The following is a 17,387-nucleotide window of genomic DNA, read 5'->3' as shown; positions in this document are numbered from 1 at the left end:
CCGGACTCCCCCAGTCCGGCGGCTTTCTGCTTTGTGGCGCTGCACAATAATTCCAACCTGATCACTGATCATTACAATGAACGGTCTCCGGGGGCTTCCCGAGCGACCGGACCTGGCCTAGTCAGCGGGGGTGGCGCCCCGTCGCGCCGCATCCCTTGCGGCCCTGCCGCGTCGTTCGAGACCGCTCGTCCATGACCGCCCACGATCTGCGCCAACCCGTTCAGCCGATCACCAAGGCCGCGCTGGAGGCGGCCTTCGCCAAGATCGTGGGGACCGGGCCCGGCGCAGTCGAACAGACCTATCTGACCCAGGCGCACGAAGACTATTCGGCCGATGAGACGCCCGAGCTCAGCGGCGAGGATCTGGCCGCCTTGCTCGCCGCCTCCTGGACCGCCGCCAAGGCCTATCCGACCGACGCGGCTGCTCCCGCCATTACCGTCGGCCCGCTGCACGGCGCGTCGGACAAGGTGCTGGATTACGATCTGGTGCGCATCGTCCAGTCCGACGCCCCCTTCCTGGTCGACAGCGTCATGGGCGCCCTGGCCGAGGCCGCCGTGTCCGTGCGCGCCCTGTTCCACCCGGTGGTCGAGCTGGACGGCCGCCGCCTGTCGATCATCATGCTGGTCATCGACAGCGTGCCTCAGGAGCGTCGCGACGCCCTGGGCGAAGGCCTGGCCCAGAGCCTGTCGGATGTGCACGCCGCCGTCGCCGATCACGACGCCATGACGTCTTTGATGCGCCAGGCCGTGCAGCGTCTGGAAGAGACCCCGCCCCCGGTCGATCCCGCCGTCCTGGCCGAGAACATCGCCTTCCTGAAATGGCTGAAGAGCGACCATTTCGTCTTCCTGGGCGCGCGCGACTACGACTATCCGCTGAATGCCGACGGCGACTATGAGGCCGAGGCGCCGCTGGGCCTGTCCACCGACGGCCTGGGCATTCTGGCCGATCCCGAGCGCACCGTGCTGCGCCGCGCGTCGGAACCCGCCGTCCTGACGCGCCAGATGCGCCGTCAGCTGGACCTCAGCGAACCGGTGACGGTGGCCAAGGCCAACGCCCGCTCGCGCGTCCACCGCCGCGCCTACATGGACTATGTCGGGGTCAAGCGTTACGGCCCGGACGGCAAGGCGACCGGCGAGACCCGTTTCGTCGGCCTGTTCACGTCGGAAGCCTACGACCAGCTGACGACCGAAGTGCCTCTGCTGCGTCGCAAGGTGGCCAACGCTCTGGCCCGCGCCGACAAGGCGCCCGGCAGCCACAATGAGAAACGTCTCAAGAACATCCTTGAGAATTATCCGCGCGACGAGCTGTTCCAGGTCAGCGAGGACGAACTGCTGTCCATCGCCCTGGGCATCCTTCACCTCTACGACCGGCCGCGCATCCGTCTGTTCTCGCGCCAGGACCCGTTCGACCGCTTCGTCTCGGTCCTGTGCTTCATTCCGCGCGAGAAGTTCGATTCCGCCGTGCGCGAACGTATCGGCCAGATCATCGCTCGCGCTTGGGGCGGCCGCATCTCGGCCTGGTATCCGGAGCTGTCCGACGCGCCCCTGGTGCGCATCCACTACATCATCGGCGTGGAGCCCGGCGCCCACCCGATCCCGGACGCCGCCCAGCTGGAGACCGACGTCGCCGAGGCTGGTCGCGGCTGGGTCGATCGTTTCGAAGGCGCCCTGCGTCGCTCGGGCGTCGAGGAAGTCGCCGTCGGGCCGCTGAGCGCCCAATGGGCCCGCGCCTTCGGGGCCGCCTATCGCGATCGCTATGACGCCGACGAGGCCGCAACCGACCTGCAATATGTGAACCGGCTGAATGAGACGGGCCTGCCGGGTGAGGGCAAGGCGGTCGCCGTGCGCGCCTTCCGCACGCCGGACGACAGCCGCCTGCAGTTCCGCTTCAAACTCTATCGTCGCGGCCCCGCCGTTCCCCTGTCCGACGTCCTGCCGATCCTGGCCGACATGGGCCTGAAGACGCTGGAGGAATACGGCTATCCGATCCGTCCCATGGGCGAGGAGGAGATCCACGTCCACGAGTTCCTGATGGAGGATCCGCGCGGCGAGGCGCTGGTCTTTGACGACGTGAAGGGCCCGTTCGAGGACGCCTTCGCCGCCGTTTGGACCGGCCGCAATGAAAGCGACGGCTTCAACCGCTTGGTGATCGAACTGGGCGTGGAATGGCGCGACGCCGCCCTGATCCGCACCCTGGCCCACTATCGCCAGCAGACGGGCCTGGACCCTTCCCAGACGGTGCAGGAAGAGGCCCTGCGCGAATATCCCGACGTGGCTCGCGCGCTTCTGTCGCTGTTCAAGGCCAAGTTCGCGCCTGAAGGGGGCTCGGCCGACGACCGCGCGCCGGCCGTCGCCGAGCTGGACGCCAAGATCGTCACCTTGCTGCAGGACGTGAAGAGCCTGGATCACGACCGGGCCCTGCGCCGCATCGCCGCCCTGATCGGCGCGATCAAACGCACCAACTATTTCCAGCTGGACGCCGACGGTCAGCCCAAGCCGCACATCTCGATCAAGATCGCCTCGCGCGAGCTGGACGATCTGCCCCTGCCCAAACCCTATCGTGAAATCTTCGTCTGGGCGCCGCACGTCGAGGGCGTGCACCTGCGCTTCGGCCCCGTCGCGCGCGGCGGCCTGCGCTGGTCGGACCGTCGCGACGACTTCCGCACCGAGGTCCTGGGCCTGGTCAAGGCGCAGCAGGTGAAGAACGCCGTCATCGTGCCGGTCGGCTCAAAGGGCGGCTTCTATCCCAAGCAACTGCCCCGCACGACGGATCGCGAGGCCATTCAGGGCGAGGCCATCCGCGCCTATCGCACCTTCCTGTCCGGTCTTCTGGACATCACCGACAATATCGCCGCCGACGGTTCGGTGACCCATCCGGCCAATGTCATCGCCTGGGAGGGCGACGACCCCTATCTGGTCGTGGCCGCCGACAAGGGCACGGCGACCTTTTCCGACATCGCCAACGGCGTCTCGGCCTCCTACGGCTTCTGGCTGGGCGACGCCTTCGCCTCGGGCGGCTCCATCGGCTATGACCACAAGGCCATGGGCATCACCGCGCGCGGCGCGTGGGAGGCGGTCAAGCGCCACTTCCGCGAAATGGGCAAGGACATCCAGACCCAGCCCTTCACCATGGTCGGCGTCGGCGACATGTCCGGCGACGTCTTTGGCAACGGCGTCCTTCTGTCCAAGGCGACGCGCCTGGTCGCCGCCTTCGATCACCGCGACATCTTCATTGATCCGAACCCGGATCATCTCACCACTTGGACGGAGCGCAAGCGTCTGTTCGACCTGCCGCGCTCGTCTTGGCAGGACTATGACAAGGCCCTGATCTCGGAAGGCGGCGGCGTCTTCTCGCGCTCGGCCAAGTCGATCCAACTGACGCCCCAGATCAAGGCGGCCCTGGACATCGCCGAGGACGAGCTGGACCCCGTCAGCCTGATCCGCGCCATCCTGAAGGCGCCGGTCGAACTGCTCTATCTGGGCGGCATCGGCACCTATGTGAAATCGGCGGCCGAAACCGACGCCCAGGTCGGGGACAAGGGCACCGACGCACTGCGCATCAACGCCGACGAACTGCGGGTCAAGGTGGTGGGCGAGGGCGCAAACCTCGGCTTCACCCAGGCCGGGCGCATTGCCTTCGGTCAGGCCGGCGGCCGCATCAACACCGACGCCATCGACAACTCCGCCGGGGTCGACACCTCCGACCACGAGGTCAACATCAAGATCCTGGTCGGCTCGGCCGTGACCAACGGCGTCCTGCCGGCCGAGGAGCGCACGCCGCTGCTGGCCTCCATGACCGACGAGGTCGGCCTGAAGGTGCTGGCCCACAACTACGACCAGACCCTGGCCCTGACCCTCCAACAGGCCGAAGGCGTCGGCGCCCTGGACGCCCAGCAGCGGTTCATGCAGAGCCTGTCGGCGCGCGGCAAACTGGACCGCAAGGTCGAGGGCCTGCCCAACGACGCCCGCGTCAAGGAGCTGATGACGGCGGGCATCCCGCTGGCCCGGCCCGAACTGGCCGTCCTGATGGCCTACGCCAAGCTAGAACTGTCGGACGACATCGTCGCCTCCCAGGCGCCCGAGGATCCCTTCTTCGAACAGATCCTGGTCCGCTACTTCCCCGAGGCCCTGGCCCGGTTCGAGCCGGAGATGAAGAGCCACCGTCTGCGGCGCGAGATCATCGCCACCGTCATGGCCAACGAAGTCGTCAACATGTGCGGCCCGACCTTCCCCGACCGCCTGCGCGGCTCGGCGGAATGCGACACCACCGCCCTGATCATCGCCTTCGAGGCCGCGCGCCGCGTCTTCCGCCTGGACGAGGCCTGGGACGCCGTTTCGGCCCTGGACCTGAAGATCTCGGCCGAGGCCCAGATCGCCCTTTATCAGGAGATCGCCGTCGTCCTGCGTCGTCAGACCTTCTGGCTGGCCCGCCGCGCCAAGGGCGGTCTGTCGGTTCAGGCCCTGATCGACCGCTATCGCCCGATCGCCGACGCCTTGCAGGCCGAGGGCGCGCCGGTCCTGTCGCGCTTCGAACAGGGGCGTCTGGATGCGCGCGTCAAACGCTTCGCCGACCATGGCGCGCCTGAGGATCTGACCCGCAGCATCGCCATCATGCGCCCCCTCGTCGCCGCCTCCGACATCGGGGATCTGGCGCAGGAAGCGAACTGGCCGGTCGCGGCCATGGCGCGCCTGTATCACCAGGTCGGGGCCGCCTTCGACTTCGACCGCCTGCGCGCCGCCGCCGGCTCCATTCCGTCTGCGGATCATTTCGATCGTCTCGCCGTCCGTCGTCTGATCGAAGACCTGATGAACGAGCAGGCGGCCTTGACCCGCGCCGTCGCCCGCGCTTCCGATCCGTCGGTCGGCGTCAGCGAGGACGCGGCCGAGGCCGCCGTGGACGCCTGGATCGGCTCCAAACAGGCGACGGTCGAGGGCGTGCGCGCCTCGGTGGACGAGATCGAACAGTCGGGCTCGGGATGGACCTTCGCCAAACTGACCATCGCCAACGCGACGATCCGCGATCTGGCGACAGCGGCCGTGAATGGCTGAGCAGCGGGTCTTCGCTTGACGAAGCCGTCGTCGCACGGCCTCTTCAGCCGCTGATCAGGCTGGGGAGGCCGCAATGCCGAGAAAGTTCCTCGTCGTCGTCGACGACAGTCCGGAGTTCGAGGCCGCCCTGCGGTTCGCCTCGCGGCGGGCGAAATCGACGGGCGGGCACGTGGTCATGCTGCGCGTCCTGCCGACCGACAGCGACGCCCACTGGTCGGGCGTTCGCGAGGAAATCGAACGCCAGCAGCGCCAGGAGGCGGAAATCCTGCTCAACCGCCTGGGCGAGGAGGCGCAGACCCGCTCCGGCGCCGCGCCGGTCTTCCTGATCGAAAAGGGCGAGGCCCAGGCCGCGATCAAGAAGGTCGTCGCCGCCGATCCCGACATCAAGATCCTGGTCCTGGCCGCCGGAACCAGCTCGCGCGGCCCCGGCCCGCTGGTCTCGGCCATCATCAAACAAGGCGCGCAGATCGGCGGCCGCAAACTGCCCGTCACCATCGTCCCCGGCGAACTGACCGAAGACGAGATCGAAGACCTGGCCTAGCCCTCGGCCGGCGGCTGGGCCGCCCGCAGCTTGTCGCGCAGCGCCCCCAGGCCTTGGCGCAGGTCGGTCAGGGCTTCGGGCGTCATCTCGGTGGCGTCCAATACCGATTGCGGCAGGCAGGCGGCCTCGACAGCCAACGCCCGTCCTGCGTCGGTCAGGCTGACGCGCACGACCCGCTCATCCGCCTTGTCGCGCGCCCTCGTCACCAGCCCGGCCGCCTCAAGCCGTTTGATCAGCGGGGTCAGGGTGTTGGATTCCAGAAACAGCTGCTCGCCCAGCCGGCCGACCGTCTGTTCGTCCTCACGCCAGAGCAGGGCCATGGTCAGGAACTGCGGATAAGTCAGGCCCATCCGGTCCAGCAGCGGCTTGTAGAACCGGTTGAACGCCAGGTTCGCCGAATAGGCGGCGAAACACAGCATGTCATCGACGGCCATGGCGGCGGGGGAGGGGGCGGGTGAGGTCATAGGTAGATAATAATCGCACGCGATACAATCGCAAGCTTGACGCCTCCTATCTGGCGCACTAAATCATGTCACGCGATTAAATCGCGCACGATATTTACGACCTCCCCGGAGCTGATTTGTATGTCCATCAACACCCTGTACCGCACCACCGCCGTCGCGACGGGCGGCCGCGACGGCCGCGCCGCCACCACCGACGGCTCTCTGGATGTCGCCTTGGGCACGCCTAAGGAGCTGGGCGGCGCCGGCGTCGGCAACAACCCCGAACAGCTGTTCGCGGCTGGCTACGCGGCCTGCTTCCTCGGCGCCATGAAGTTCGTCGCCTCTCAGGGCGGTTACGCCAAAGTGCCTGCCGACGCCGCCGTCAACGCCACGGTCGGCATCGGTCCGCGCAGCGACAAGGGCTTCGGCCTGGAGGTGGCGCTGGAGGTCAGCCTGCCTGGCGTGGATCGCGCCGAGGCCGAAGCCCTTGTCGCCGAGGCGGATACCGTCTGCCCCTATTCGCACGCCACGCGGGGCAATATCGCGGTGACCCAGACCGTCGCCTAACCCTTCGGGACCAGGCGCCACATCCGCAAGGGGTGGCGCACGGTCCCGGCTTCAGCCCCCGCGCGGTCGCCGCGACCCATATAGAGGTCGGCGCGCACCGGTCCGCGAATGGCCGATCCCGTGTCCAGCGCCATGGCCAGACCGCGATAGCTGGCCGTGGCGCCGCGCAGATTGCCCCCGTCGGCCTCCAGCCAGACCAGTTCGCCATAACGCCAGTGGGCCGGGTCGACCGCGATGGCCCGCCGCTCGGTCAGGGGCACGCCCGCCGCCCCCGCCGGGTGGCCGTCATCGTCCGGGTCCAGCCGGAAGAAGATGTAGCGCGGGTTCAGCGCCATGACCGCCTGCGCCTCATAGCCCCGGTGGCTGGCCAGCCAGTCCCGGATCGCATCGCCGGAGGTGCCGTTCTGCGGCAACAATCCCTGCTGCGCCATCGGTCGGGCGATGCCCACGAACGGCTTGCCGTTGTCGGCGGCATAGGCGGCGCGGCCGCGCGTGCCGTCCTCGAACGTCAGATAGCCCGACCCCTGGATCTGCAGAAAGAACAGGTCCTCGGCCCGCATCCAGGCCAAGGCCTGCTCGGGCCGTGCGGCGGATTCGATATAGGCCCGGTCGCCGGCCGCGCGTGGATTGGCGGGCTTGGGCAGGATGGGGGCCGAGAACTCGGCGTCCGGTCGTCGCCGCGCCGGATATTCGGGCGCGAAATAGGAGGTCAGCAGGCCCGGTCGCCCGTCCGGCGTCTGAGCCGGGATCGCGCTGAAGCTGGCCTCGAAGAAGGCGCGCGCCTGCGACGGCGTGATCGTCATTGTCGTCGCCATGGCCTTGGCGCGTCCGCAGACCCGGCCGGCGGCCGCGTCACGCGCCGCGCCGCACCCGTCCACATAGGCCCGGAAGGCGGCCAGATGGTCCTCCTGGCTCCAGCCCGGCAGCACGGCGGGGCTCAGGGCGTCGGACGGCGCGGGAGGCGGGGTCGGATTGGGCGAGGGCGTATAGGGCATCGGCCCTGTCTGCGGCCCTGTCGTCCCCGTCGCGCCCGTCGGCGTCATCGGCCCGGTCGAACAGGCCGCGACAGCCAGGGCGGCCGTCAGCGTCGCCAGCGCGCCCGACCGGCCGCAAACCGCCATCAGGCGTTGGCCGGCTCGACGCGCGCCAGGACCCAGTTCGGGTCCGCAGCGCCCAGGGTGCGTTCGAAGGTCCAGTGTTCGGCCGTGCGGCGTTCCTCGACCAGCGGCTCGCCCGTCGTCGCGTCTGCCGTTTCGCCAGAGGCCTTGGTCACCCGGCTGCGCAGTTCGGCCAGGAAGCGTACCTTGGCCACGGCCTTGTCGCCCTCGGCCACTGCGCCTTCCAGATCGGCCCGGGGGGGATACAGGAACTCGACCGTCTCGGTCTCGCCACGCGTCTCGCGCGCCGCGATGCCGGCCTCGAACGAGGCGAAGACGTTCGGCTTCAGCAACGGCTTCAGCGCGGCCCTGTCGCCGGCGGCGTAGCCGCGAACGATGGTCTCATAGGCCTGACGCGCGCCGTCCAGGAAACGGGCCGGGTCGAACGCCGGATCGCGCGCCTTCAGGCTGGCGATCGAGGCCAGGGTCGCCGGGTCGATCGCCGCGATCTTGGGCGTTTCGGCCTGGGCCGGGCCGGGCGGCGCGATCTTGGCGTCTTCCTGCGGCTGACGGCCCACCCGCTTGCCCAGCACATTGTAGAGCTGAAACAGCACAAAGGCTGCAATGAAGGCGAAGACGACGACCTGGAACTGAACCGGCATGTTCAAGAGGAGATTCCTGTAGCGAACGACGGGTGCGCCAAACACTTAGTCTGGCGTGATTACGGGCTCATATAGGGTGAGGCAAGGCGAAGCGCGCCCCCAATCGCGCGCGCGACGTTGCGGCCAAGCGTCCCGGCATGGTAGTCGCGGCGCCTCATTCCGGCCTCATCGGCCCCAAACTGCGCCAAAGACCGTTTCATGACCGACGCCGCTCCTCCCGCCGAACAGCCCCAGCAAGGCGACGCCCAGCAGGGCCAGCCCGCCGGTCCCGGCTTCCGCATCCTGGCGCAATACGTTCGCGACTTCTCGTTCGAGAACCCGCGCGCCCCGGAATCCCTACGCATAGACGGCAAGCCCGCAATCGACCTCGGCGTCGAAATGGCCGCCCAGGGTCGCCCCGACGGCCTGTTCGAACTGGACCTGAAGCTCTCGATCAAGGCGACCCACGAGAACCAGCCCGTCTTCCACGTCGAACTGGTCTATGGCGGCCTGTTCCAGCTGGCCAATGTTCAGGAGCAGGACATCGAGCCGCTGCTGCTGATCGAATGCCCGCGCTACCTGTTCCCGTTCGCGCGCGAGATCATCTCGGGCGCCACGGCCGACGGCGGCTTCTATCCCCCGTTCCAGCTGGACCCGATCGACTTCGCCGCCATCTACATCGCGCGCCAGCAACAGATCGCCCAGCAGCCGGTCGAAACCGGCCAGGCCTAAGCGCGCGACATGGTCGCCGCCGCGCGGCCTTCGCCTGATCCATCGAAAGCCGCGGGCGAGGATGTCGTCCGCGGCATTCTTCTGCGCATCGCCGCCGCCGGCTGTTTCTCGATCATGACGGCGACGTTGAAGCTGGCGTCGCAGGACGGCGTCGCGGCGCCGGAAATGCTGTTCTATCGCGCCTTCTTCGGCCTGCCGGTGGTGTTGGCTTGGGTGCTGACCCAGCCGGGCGGCCTCTCGGCCCTGTCGACGCGCCGCCCCCTGGCCCATCTGGGACGCAGCGCCCTGGGCGTCGCGGCCATCCTGTGCCTGTTCCAGACGCTGACCCTTCTACCCCTTGCCGACGCGACGACCCTCAGCTTCACCGCCCCGATCTTCGCCACCATCCTGTCCTTCTTCGTGCTGAAGGAGGCGGTCGGCCCGCGCCGCTGGGCCGCCGTCGCGGTCGGTTTCATCGGCGTGATCGTCGTCATGCGGCCGGGCGTCGGCCATTCGGTCCTGCCGCTGGCGGGCGTGGCCTTCGCCTTGATCGGGGCGGTGCTGACGGCCGGCGTGACCATTACGCTGCGACAGCTGCGCGACACCGAACACGTCGCCGCCATCGTCTTCTGGTTCTTCGTCGCCTGTTCGGTCGTGGGGGCGATCCTGCTGCCCTTCGTCGGCCATTGGCACGCGCTCGGCACCTTCGGCCTGCTGATCGGATCGGGCGTCGCCGGCGGTCTGGCCCAGCTGTTCATGACCGCCTCGCTGCAAAAGGCCCCGGTCGCCGTGGTCGCGCCCTTCGACTATCTCCAGATTGTCGGCGCCATCGTCTTCGGCTGGTGGCTGATGGCCGCGACGCCCACCCTCACCACCCTGGCCGGCGCCGCCCTGATCGCGAGCAGCGGCCTCTACACCGCCTGGCGCGAACATATCCGCCGCAAGGCCAGCCTCATCCAGCCGACGGCGCCGCTGGTTTAGGGCGTCAGCGCCCCGTCGATCCGAACCCGCCCGCCCCGCGTGCGGTCTCGTCCAGCGTTTCGACCTCGATCCAGTCCGCCCGCTCATGCCGGGCGATCACAAGCTGGGCGATGCGTTCGCCGCGGCGGATGACGAAGGGCTCGGCGCCGATGTTGGCCAGGATGACGCCGCACTCGCCGCGATAGTCGCTGTCGATGGTGCCCGGCGCATTGGGGCAGATGATGCCGTGTTTCAAAGCCAGTCCCGAGCGCGCCCGCACCTGGGCCTCATACCCCAGCGGCAGGGCGATCTTCAGCCCCGTGGGCACCAGCGCCCGCTGACCCGGCGCCAGGGTCATCGGCTGATCCTCGGGCACTGCGGCGCGCAGGTCCATGCCCGCCGACCCGGCCGTCTCATAGGCGGGCAGGGGCAGACCTTCGGAATGCGGCAGGCGCAGGATCTGGATCGGGGTCTCAGTCATTCGGGGGCCTTGAAATGATCGGCGATGCGGACGGCGACGGCCCGGGCGATGGCGGTCTTGGACTGGCGCGGCCAGGTCTCGGTCCGATCGGCGGTGACCAGCAGCACGGCGTTGCCGTCCGATCCGAACACGTCGTCGGACACGTCGTTGCCCAGAATCCAGTCGCAGCCCTTTCGCGACAGCTTGGCGCGCGCATTCGCTTCCAGATCCGTCGTCTCGGCGGCGAAGCCGATGACCAGGGCCGGGCGGTTCGGACCGGGCGCGGCGACGCCGGCCAGGATGTCGGGGTTTTCGATCAGGGCCAGGGTCGGCGGGCCGCCGGGTCCCTTCTTGATCTTGCCGCCGGCGATGGTGTCGATGCGCCAGTCGGCGACGGCGGCCGACAGGACGGCGATGTCGGCGGGAAGGGCGCTCTGCGTCGCCGCCTGCATCTCCAGCGCGCTCTCCACATCGATCCGCGTCACGCCGGTCGGCGCCGCCAGCGCCGTCGGCCCCGACACCAACGTCACCTCTGCGCCCAGTTCGGCCAGGGCGGCGGCGATGGCGTAGCCCTGTTTGCCGCTGGAGCGATTGGTCAGGCCCCGCACCGGGTCGATCGGTTCGAACGTCGGCCCGGCCGTGACCACGGCCTTGCGTCCCTTGAGCGGTCGTCCGGCCGCGCCTGCCAGCAGGCCCACAATGGCCTCCAGGATCGCGGCGGGCTCCGCCATCCGACCCAGCCCATATTCGCCGCAGGCCATCTCGCCGTCGTCCGGCCCCACCACCGCGACGCCGTGGAAGCCCGGAAAGGCCTTCAATCGTTCCATATTGGCCTGGACCGCCGGATGCTCCCACATTCGCACATTCATCGCCGGCGCCAGCAGCACCCGCTTGTCCGTGGCGATCAGGGTCGTCGAGGCCAGGTCGTCGGCCAAACCATTCGCCGCCTTGGCGATCAGTCCCGCCGTCGCCGGCGCCACCACCACCAGATCGGCCCAGCGGGACAGCTCGATATGACCCATGCTGGTCTCGTCGTCCGGGTGGAACAGCCCTGACCGCACCGGATGCCCGCTCAGCGCCGCCAGCGACAGGGGCGTGACGAACTCGGCGCCGGATTCCGTCAGGATCACCCGCGTCTGCCCGCCCGCCTTGGCGATCAGCCGCACCAGCTCCAGCGCCTTATAGGCCGCGATGCCGCCGCCCACGATCAGCAGGATCTTGCGGTTCGAAAGGAGGCGATTGTCCATGCCCACGGTCTAGCCGCCGCGCGTGGCGCCGTCGAGACGAGAACATTGCACGAACAATAAAGTTGTGCTTTCGTCGCGCCCAGCGGGTATCTGGAGGGAGGAATGAGAATGCTGACGAGGGGAGGGACCGCGCTGGTCCTGTGCGGTCTGCTGGGGCTGAGTGCCTGCGACAACAGTTCGGCGGTCGAGACGCGGGATCGGACGGCGAGCGCCGAACCCGTCGCCCTGACGTCCATGCCGACGGCAAGCGAAGAGGCTGCGACGCCTCAGGAAAGCCCGTCCTGACCGCCAATCGGCGCGAAACCGTCGACGCCAAGATCGCGCGTCTCTACGACCGCAACGGCGCAGACTTCGGCGCGCGCTCGGCCGAGGATTATCTGACCAAGGTCACGGCTTTCACGACCAAGCCTCCGCGCGACGCCGAGACCGTCAAACGGCCCAATGGCGACACCCTGATCTATCAGGCCTCGACCAACACCTTCGCCGTGGTGGCCCGCAACGGGTCGCCCCGCACCATGTTCAAGCCGACGACGGGCGCCGACTACTGGGCCGAGCAGAAGGCGGCGGCGCCCACCTTCGGTCAGCGGCGCCAATCGACGGGCGCGGCGGGCTGATATAGAGGGCGGGTTCCACCAAGGATCTCGCCCCCATGTCCGATACGGCCGAACCCAAGACCCCGCTGCTGAAGACCGCCCTGATCTATGATTTCGACGGCACCCTGGCGCGCGGCAATATGCAGGAGGTGTCCTTCATTCCCTCCGTCGGCATGGGCATCGGCGCCTTCTGGGAAGAGGCCGAGCGCCTGACCAAGGACGCCGACGGCGACGGCATCCTGATGTACATGCAGCTGATGCTGCACCACGCGCGTCAGAACGGCACCCCGGTGACGCGCGAGACCCTGCGCCAGCACGGCGAGGCGGTGGCTCTGTTCGAGGGACTGAAGGACCTTAGCTGGTTCGACCGGATGAACGCCTTCGGCGCCAAATACGGGCTGGAGATCGAGCATTACATCATCTCCGCCGGGCTGGAGGAGATGATCGACGGCACGCCGATCCGCCCCGCCCTGACCCACGTCTTCGCCTCCCACTACGTCTATGACGACAAGGGCGAGGCCGCCTGGCCGGCGGTCGGCGTCAACTACACCACCAAGACCCAGTATCTGTTCCGCATCAACAAGGGCGTGAAGAATCACTGGGAGCACGAACGCATCAACCACTTCATCCCCGACGACGAGCGCGCCGTGCCTTTCGACCGGATGATCTTCATCGGCGACGGCGACACCGACGTGCCGACCATGAAGATGATGCACACCAAGGGCGGTTTCTCGATCGCCGTCTATGATCCGCGCTCGAACGAGCGGGATCAGAAGAAGGTCTATTCCCTGATCTCGGAGGACCGGGTGAACTTCGTCGCCGCCGCCGACTATCGTGAGGGATCGGCCTTGGACCTGATCGTCAAGGGGCTGGTGGGCCGCATCGCCATCAACGCCGGCTCCATGCCCGCCGATACGGCGGACTAGCCCGGCCGATCATTGGCCGCCGGCCCTCAGCCAGGCGTCGCGCGCGGGGATCAGCCTCGCCGGCGCTAGGCCTCTCAGCGACTTCGCCCCGGTCTGCCTCAGCCCGGCCTCCTGCCCGCGCTGCCAGACGACGGTGGCGGGATAGGCGACGCCCGCAGCCACATCGACCACCACGACCTCGCGCGGCAAGGCCCCGCCTCTGTCCAGCCGCAGCTTCATCCCCGCGTCCGACAGATCGACGATCAGACACGCCGTCTCCAGGCCGGGCGCACAGATCACACCGCGCGCGTTTGCGGGTCGGCGCGCGCCCATGCGGCGGTCGGGCTCGACGGCGGGCTTGGATCCAAACAGGCTCATGGTCCGATAACGCACAGATGCGGCTCAGGCGCCAAGCCCGCCTTCAAGGCTGCGAACCCCGCGTTTCCGGTCCAGAGCGACGATCATGTCGGCCTCCACGCCGCCCGACATCATATGCCGGCTCAGGCGCTCATAATGCTGGATGAAGACCTCCAGGGCCGCGCGTAGCTCGGGCGATACGGCGTCCTGCCCCATCAATCCCGCCTCCTGCTCGCAGCGCCAGTCCAGCACGACATCGAACCCCGGCGCCTTGAGAAAGACCAGAGCGTCCAGCCGCGCGCGCAGGCGGAGGTAGGGCTGGCTCAGCGCTGCATTGACCGCCCTGCGCCATTCGCCCCCGACATCCTTCTGGGCTTCCAGGGCGTTGATCGGTGCAACCAGGTCCGCCTCGGCCTGCGGCGTCGCGCCTAGGCACCATCCCTCCAGCACGATGACGCGCGGCCGACCTTTCACGACTGGCCAGTCCGCCTCGGACGCCCGGTCGTCGGCCAGCTTGTCGAAACGCGGCAGAGGCGTCAGATCGTCCGGCCTCGCCGCCTGCAACCGATCCAGCAGACGGTTCAGAACCCCCAGGTCATGCGTCCCCGGCGGCCCGCGCGTGGCGAACAGCGGATGCACCCGCGCCGCCATGGCCGCCCGCTCCGCCTTGGTCAGATAGACGTCGTCCAGCGACAGGCTCGCCCCGCCGAACCGCTCGGCGACGGCTTTGGCCAGGGTCGATTTTCCCGAACCTTGCGAACCCGCGATCCCTAGAACCGGCGGCGGACTGTCCTGGCCCATCGCCTCGGTGCGCTGGTCGATCCATCGGCCGATCCTGTCGATCAGCCGCGCGTCGATCATTTCAGTGCTGGTTTTCCGGCAACCGCACGATCAGGCCGTTCAGCGCGTCCGACACCCGGATCTGGCACGACAGGCGGCTGTTCGGCTCGACCTCTTCGGCGAAGTCCAGCATCGATTCTTCCATCGCCGACGGCTTGCCCGTCGCCTCGCGCCAGGCGTCGTCGACATAAACATGGCAGGTCGCGCAGGCGCAGGCCCCGCCGCAGTCCGCGTCGATGCCCGGCACATTGTTGCGGATCGCGCCTTCCATGACGCTCAGCCCCGACTTCACGTCGACGACGTGCTCGGTTCCGTCATGCTCGATATAGGTGATGCTGGCCATGCGCCGCTCTTAAACGAGGCGGCGCCGGAGGCAAGGCCCCCGGCGCCGGATACTCAGGCCGCCTTCTTGCGGCTCGGCGCGACCATCAGCTTCTTGGTCTCGGCGATGGCCTTGGCCGGGTTCAGACCCTTGGGGCAGACCTGGGCGCAGTTCATGATCGTGTGGCAGCGATACAGTTTGAACGGGTCTTCCAGGTCGTCCAGGCGCTTCTGGGTCGCGTCGTCGCGGCTGTCGGAAATCCAGCGATAGGATTGCAGCAGCGCCGCCGGGCCCAGGTATTCTTCCTGGTTCCACCAGTAGCTGGGGCAGGACGTCGAGCAGCAGGCGCACAGGATGCACTCGTACAGGCCGTCCAGCTTCTCGCGCTCGGCCGGGGTCTGCAGACGTTCCTTTTCGGGGTCGGGCTCGTCCGATTGCAGATACGGCTGGATCGAGTCGTACTGGGCGTAGAACAGGCTCAGGTCCGTCACCAGGTCCTTGACCACCGGCTGGTGGGGCAGGGGGGAGATGGTGATGTTGTTGGACGCGCATTCGTCCCAGCCCTTGGTGCAGGCCAGGGCGTTGCGCCCGTCGATGTTCATCGAGCACGAGCCGCAGATGCCCTCTCGGCACGAGCGCCGGAACGACAGGGTCGGATCGATGGTGTTCTTGATGTGGATCAGGGCGTCCAGCAGCATCGGGCCGTGGTCGCCGGTCGGCACCTCATAGGTGTCCCAGCGCGGATCGGCGTCGGTCTCCGGATCGTAGCGATAGACCTTGTAGGTCTTCACGTCCTTGGAGCCCGGCGCGGCCTTGTGGACCTTGCCGGTCGTTGGCTTGGAGCCTCTGGGGAGAGTAAGCTGGACCATCTTAGTAAACCCGCGCCTTCGGTTCGATATACGCGATGTCGTCGGACATGGTGTAGTTGTGGACCGGACGATAATCGATCTGGACCTGCTCTCCCGGACGCTTCCACGCCAAGGTGTGCTTCATCCAGTTGACGTCGTCGCGATCGGGATAGTCTTCGCGGGCGTGGGCGCCGCGCGATTCCGTGCGGTTCAGACCACCCTCGATCGTCACCATCGCCTGGGCGATGAGGTTGTCGTACTCCAGCGTCTCGACCAGGTCCGTATTCCAGATCAGGCCGCGATCGGTGGTCTTGATGTCGGCGCCGGCCGCCTCGATGGCGCGCAGCTTGTCGGTGCCCTGCTGCAGGGTTTCGCCGGTGCGGAACACCGCCGCATCGGCCTGCATCGCGCGCTGCATCGACAGACGCAGCTCGGCGGTCGGGGTCGAGCCGTCGGCGTAGCGGAAGCGGTCCAGGCGGGCCAGGTGCTGGTCGGTCTGGCTCTTGGAGGCCGACGGCACGGCCGAGGCCTTGTCGACGACTTCACCGCAGCGCAGGCCGACGGCGCGGCCGAACACCACCAGGTCGGTCAGGGAGTTGGAGCCCAGGCGGTTGGCGCCGTGCACCGAAACGCACGCCGCCTCGCCCACGGCCATCAGGCCCGGAACCACGCTGTCGGGGTTGCCGTCGCGCAGCGTCAGGACTTCGCCGTGATAGTTCGTGGGGATGCCGCCCATGTTGTAGTGGACGGTCGGCAGGACCGGGATCGGCTCCTTGGTCACATCCACGCCGGCGAAGATCTTGGCGCTTTCGGAAATGCCCGGCAGGCGCTGGTGCAGGATCTTCGGATCCAGGTGATCCAGGTGCAGGAAGATGTGGTCCTTGTTCGGACCCACGCCGCGCCCTTCACGGATTTCGATGGTCATGGAGCGCGAGACCATGTCGCGCGGGGCCAGGTCCTTCACGGTCGGCGCATAGCGCTCCATGAAGCGCTCGCCTTCCGAGTTGGTCAGATAACCGCCCTCGCCGCGTGCACCCTCGGTGATCAGGCAGCCGGCGCCATAGATGCCGGTCGGGTGGAACTGCACGAACTCCATGTCCTGCAACGGCAGGCCGGCGCGCAGCACCATCGCATTGCCGTCGCCGGTGCAGGTGTGGGCCGAGGTGGCGCTGAAATAGGCGCGGCCGTATCCGCCGGTCGCCAGAACCACCATCTTGGCGCGGAACTGGTGAAGCTGACCGTTGTCCAGTTGCAGGGCCGTCACGCCGGTGCAGGCGCCGTCCTGCATGATCAGGTCGAGCGCGAAATATTCGACGAAGAACTTCACCTCGCGGCGCACCGACTGGCCGTACAGGGTGTGCAGGATGGCGTGGCCGGTGCGGTCGGCGGCGGCGCAGGTGCGCTGCACCGGGCCTTCGCCGAAGTTGCGGGTCATGCCGCCGAAGGCGCGCTGATAGATCTTGCCTTCTTCGGTGCGGCTGAAGGGCACGCCCCAGTGTTCCAGCTCATAGACGGCCTTGGGCGCGTTACGGACCAGATATTCGATCGAGTCCTGGTCGCCCAGCCAGTCCGACCCCTTGACGGTGTCGTACATGTGCCATTGCCAGCTGTCCTCGCCCATGTTGCCGAGCGAGGCGGAGATGCCGCCCTGGGCCGCGACGGTGTGCGAGCGGGTGGGGAAGACCTTGGTCACGCAGGCGACCTTCAGCCCCTGCTGGGCGGCGCCGAGCGCGGCGCGAAGGCCCGAGCCCCCAGCGCCGACGACGACGACGTCATATTCGTGATCGATCAGTTCGTAAGCGGCCAT

Annotated in this window: 17 protein-coding genes; 7 read left to right on the top strand and 10 right to left on the bottom strand. The window is 68.0% G+C overall.

Annotated features, from left to right (window positions below; all coding sequences use genetic code 11):
* Positions 1 to 191 precede the first annotated feature (191 nt).
* Both A4249_RS13510 and A4249_RS13505 read left to right on the top strand, forming a co-directional pair.
* On the top strand, positions 192 to 5,048 hold the full coding sequence (locus A4249_RS13510) for an NAD-glutamate dehydrogenase (protein ID WP_066553515.1): 4,857 nt from the start codon (positions 192 to 194) through the stop codon (positions 5,046 to 5,048).
* 73 nt (positions 5,049 to 5,121) lie between these two features.
* A complete protein-coding gene (locus A4249_RS13505) occupies positions 5,122 to 5,589 on the top strand; it encodes a universal stress protein (protein ID WP_066553509.1) in 468 nt (155 codons plus the stop codon).
* On the opposite strand, the gene A4249_RS13500 is transcribed toward A4249_RS13505, so the two are convergent.
* Positions 5,586 to 6,053, bottom strand: coding sequence for a MarR family winged helix-turn-helix transcriptional regulator (locus A4249_RS13500; RefSeq protein WP_066553507.1), 468 nt, complete (start codon positions 6,051 to 6,053; stop codon positions 5,586 to 5,588). The two genes, A4249_RS13505 and A4249_RS13500, sit on opposite strands and share 4 nt — an antisense overlap.
* Positions 6,054 to 6,179: 126 nt before the next feature.
* On the opposite strand from A4249_RS13500, the gene A4249_RS13495 reads away from it, so the two are divergent.
* Positions 6,180 to 6,599 (top strand): organic hydroperoxide resistance protein, encoded by a 420-nt coding sequence (locus A4249_RS13495; RefSeq protein WP_442854503.1) that lies wholly within the window; start codon positions 6,180 to 6,182, stop codon positions 6,597 to 6,599.
* Here the strand turns inward: A4249_RS13495 and A4249_RS13490 are convergent.
* Complete coding sequence (locus A4249_RS13490) at positions 6,596 to 7,720, bottom strand: MltA domain-containing protein (RefSeq protein WP_066553504.1); 1,125 nt, start codon at positions 7,718 to 7,720, stop codon at positions 6,596 to 6,598. The genes A4249_RS13495 and A4249_RS13490 overlap by 4 nt on opposite strands.
* Positions 7,720 to 8,358: a TIM44-related membrane protein TimA gene (gene timA, locus A4249_RS13485; protein WP_066555218.1), complete on the bottom strand. Its 639-nt coding sequence runs from the start codon at positions 8,356 to 8,358 to the stop codon at positions 7,720 to 7,722. The genes A4249_RS13490 and timA overlap by 1 nt, the downstream gene beginning before the upstream one ends.
* 198 nt (positions 8,359 to 8,556) lie before the next feature.
* On the opposite strand from timA, the gene secB reads away from it, so the two are divergent.
* Complete coding sequence (gene secB, locus A4249_RS13480; protein ID WP_017505358.1) at positions 8,557 to 9,069, top strand: protein-export chaperone SecB; 513 nt, start codon at positions 8,557 to 8,559, stop codon at positions 9,067 to 9,069.
* Positions 9,070 to 9,078: 9 nt separating this feature from the next.
* Positions 9,079 to 10,029, top strand: coding sequence for a DMT family transporter (locus tag A4249_RS13475; RefSeq protein ID WP_082854175.1), 951 nt, complete (start codon positions 9,079 to 9,081; stop codon positions 10,027 to 10,029).
* A gap of 4 nt (positions 10,030 to 10,033) precedes the next feature.
* Here A4249_RS13475 and dut read toward each other — a convergent pair whose 3' ends face one another.
* Together dut and coaBC are read right to left on the bottom strand one after the other, a co-directional pair.
* On the bottom strand, positions 10,034 to 10,489 hold the full coding sequence (gene dut, locus A4249_RS13470) for a dUTP diphosphatase (RefSeq protein WP_066553500.1): 456 nt from the start codon (positions 10,487 to 10,489) through the stop codon (positions 10,034 to 10,036).
* A complete protein-coding gene (gene coaBC, locus A4249_RS13465; protein ID WP_066553495.1) occupies positions 10,486 to 11,715 on the bottom strand; it encodes a bifunctional phosphopantothenoylcysteine decarboxylase/phosphopantothenate--cysteine ligase CoaBC in 1,230 nt (409 codons plus the stop codon). Before coaBC ends, dut begins: the two co-directional genes overlap by 4 nt.
* A gap of 140 nt (positions 11,716 to 11,855) precedes the next feature.
* Here coaBC and A4249_RS13460 point away from each other — a divergent pair, with 140 nt between their 5' ends.
* On the top strand, positions 11,856 to 12,329 hold the full coding sequence (locus A4249_RS13460; protein ID WP_231868710.1) for an S-type pyocin family protein: 474 nt from the start codon (positions 11,856 to 11,858) through the stop codon (positions 12,327 to 12,329).
* Between the two features lie 35 nt (positions 12,330 to 12,364).
* On the top strand, positions 12,365 to 13,234 hold the full coding sequence (locus tag A4249_RS13455; RefSeq protein WP_066553493.1) for an HAD family hydrolase: 870 nt from the start codon (positions 12,365 to 12,367) through the stop codon (positions 13,232 to 13,234).
* 9 nt (positions 13,235 to 13,243) lie between these two features.
* Here the strand turns inward: A4249_RS13455 and A4249_RS13450 are convergent, their stop codons facing one another.
* From A4249_RS13450 to sdhA, 5 genes are read right to left on the bottom strand one after another with little or no spacing between them, the layout of a single operon-like run.
* Entirely contained in the window at positions 13,244 to 13,606 is a 363-nt protein-coding gene (locus A4249_RS13450; RefSeq protein WP_231868709.1) for a PilZ domain-containing protein, read from the bottom strand.
* Between the two features lie 9 nt (positions 13,607 to 13,615).
* Entirely contained in the window at positions 13,616 to 14,431 is an 816-nt protein-coding gene (locus A4249_RS13445; protein WP_066553490.1) for a kinase, read from the bottom strand.
* A gap of 1 nt (position 14,432) precedes the next feature.
* Positions 14,433 to 14,753 (bottom strand): 2Fe-2S iron-sulfur cluster-binding protein, encoded by a 321-nt coding sequence (locus tag A4249_RS13440; RefSeq protein WP_066553488.1) that lies wholly within the window; start codon positions 14,751 to 14,753, stop codon positions 14,433 to 14,435.
* A 53-nt stretch (positions 14,754 to 14,806) separates the two neighbouring features.
* Complete coding sequence (locus A4249_RS13435; RefSeq protein ID WP_055755116.1) at positions 14,807 to 15,601, bottom strand: succinate dehydrogenase iron-sulfur subunit; 795 nt, start codon at positions 15,599 to 15,601, stop codon at positions 14,807 to 14,809.
* A 1-nt stretch (position 15,602) separates the two neighbouring features.
* Complete coding sequence (gene sdhA, locus A4249_RS13430; RefSeq protein ID WP_055809722.1) at positions 15,603 to 17,387, bottom strand: succinate dehydrogenase flavoprotein subunit; 1,785 nt, start codon at positions 17,385 to 17,387, stop codon at positions 15,603 to 15,605.

Origin of the sequence: Brevundimonas sp. GW460-12-10-14-LB2, assembly GCF_001636925.1 — a bacterium.
GTDB lineage: Bacteria > Pseudomonadota > Alphaproteobacteria > Caulobacterales > Caulobacteraceae > Brevundimonas > Brevundimonas vesicularis.
This window is presented reverse-complemented; position numbering and strand designations above follow the sequence as displayed.